Genomic DNA, 1,478 nt, shown 5'->3' with positions numbered 1-1,478 from the left:
GACCGGGGCGGAGGGGGGCTTCTCCACCTTGGGGAGTACGGTGATCGCTCCCGGATCGGTCCTTCGGCTGACCCGTCTCCCCCGTCCCCGTTCCTACGCTGGGCAACGTGCAGCGTCTCTACGACTTCATCCGCAGACACCCCTCGTGGGTCGACGGGTGCTGGGCCGTGCTCCTCGTCACGGTGACGCTGCTCACCTTCGCGGGACAGCACGGGCAGCGCAACATCCCCCTGTCCGTCACCCTCCTCGTCGGCCTCGGCTGCGTCGTCGGACTGCGCCGCCGCAGCCCCGAACACGTCCTGCTGCTCGCCGTCGGCCTCGGCATCGCCCAGCTCGTCCTCGACGTGGAGCCCTACGTCGGTGATTTCGCGCTCCTCGTCGCGGTCTACACCGCCGCCTCCCAGGGCGCGCGCTGGTCCTCACGACTCGCCCTCGTCGGCGCCTTCCTCGCCGCGCCCGTCGCGGGACTGCGCTGGCCCACCCCCACCGCCGGCACCTCCGAGGACGTCTTCTTCACCGGCATCCTGATGGTGCCCTTCGTCCTCGCCTGGGTCATGGGCGATTCCGTGCGCACCCGCCGGGCCTACTTCGCCCACCTCGAAGAACGCGCCGCCCGCCTCGAACGCGAACGCGAGGCCGAGGCCAAGGTCGCCGTCGCGGCCGAACGCGCCCGCATCGCCCGCGAACTCCACGACGTCGTCGCTCACAACGTCTCCGTCATGGTCGTCCAGGCCGACGGCGCCGCCTACGTGCTCGACGGCTCACCCGACCAGGCCCGTAACGCCCTGGAGACCATCTCCGCCACCGGCAGGCAGGCCCTCGCCGAGATGCGCCGCCTGCTCGGCGTCCTGCGCACGGGCGAGCCCCGCGAAGCGGGCGAGTACGTGCCGCAGCCCGACGTCGACCAGATGAACGAGCTGATCGAGCAGGTCAGGGGCGCCGGGCTGCCCGTCGACTTCCGTATCGAGGGCGCGGTACGGCAGCTCCCGCGCGGCGTCGAGCTGACCGCGTACCGCATCGTGCAGGAAGCCCTCACCAACACCCGCAAACACGGCGGCGCCGACGCCGGCGCCAGCGTCCGCCTCGTCTACTTCGACGACGGACTCGGCCTCCTCATCGAGGACGACGGACGCGGCGCCCCCGCCACCCTCGCCACCGACCGCGGCGCCGACGGAGCCGGTCACGGCCTCATCGGAATGCGCGAACGCGTCGGCATGGTCGGCGGCACCCTCGACGCCGGCCCCCGCCCAGGAGGAGGCTTCCGCATCAGCGCCCTACTCCCCCTGAAAACCATTTAACCCGTCCCGGGGGGCTCCCTCCAGATCCTCGACGTGATCCCGCAACTCTCCGCGCTCCAGCCGTACTTCTTCTCGCACCACTGGCTCGCCTTCGCCGACCTCGTCCGCGACCCGCTGCTGTGGGACGACGTCGTGAAGAATCTGGGCCTCCAGGCCGTCTACGTGGCCGTCTTCGGCTCG

Annotated in this window: 1 protein-coding gene and 1 pseudogene; both read left to right on the top strand. The window is 71.4% G+C overall.

Annotated elements, in window-relative coordinates:
• Nucleotides 1-107: 107 nt before the first annotated feature.
• On the top strand, nt 108-1,298 hold the full coding sequence (locus tag SSBG_RS11805; protein ID WP_037869531.1) for a sensor histidine kinase: 1,191 nt from the start codon (nt 108-110) through the stop codon (nt 1,296-1,298).
• 15 nt (nt 1,299-1,313) lie between these two features.
• Nucleotides 1,314-1,478, top strand: a pseudogene (locus SSBG_RS11800) (ABC transporter permease); the annotation flags it as partial.

Source organism: Streptomyces sp. SPB074 (genome assembly GCF_000154905.1).
Taxonomy (GTDB): domain Bacteria; phylum Actinomycetota; class Actinomycetes; order Streptomycetales; family Streptomycetaceae; genus Streptomyces.
Note: the sequence above shows the minus strand (reverse complement) of the source record. Positions and strands in the feature narration are given on the sequence as shown.